The 252-nt window shown below is 72.6% G+C and carries 1 protein-coding gene; it reads left to right on the plus strand.

From position 1 onward, the window contains the following. Positions 1-252, plus strand: a 252-nt coding sequence (gene cpaB, locus AC0IYH_RS32905; protein ID WP_471838573.1) for a Flp pilus assembly protein CpaB, incomplete at both ends; no start/stop codon positions are given.

Raw genomic sequence — 252 nt, forward strand, 5'->3', positions numbered from 1 at the left:
GCCCTGGCCCAAGGAACTGGTCGACGGCGCCTATTACCTGCGCTCGCAAAGCGACCTGAAGGCGTTGCAGGGCACCGTCGTCCGCAACGCGATCACCGCCGGTCAGCCGGTCACGCAGGGCGCTCTCGTGAAGCCGGGCGACCGGGGCTTCCTCGCCGCCGCGCTCGGACCCGGCATGCGCGCCGTCACCGTGCCGGTTTCCGCGCAGGCCGCCGTCGCCGGCTTCGTCTTCCCGGGCGACCGCATCGACCT

Source organism: Pseudomonas sp. AC463 (assembly GCF_979253585.1).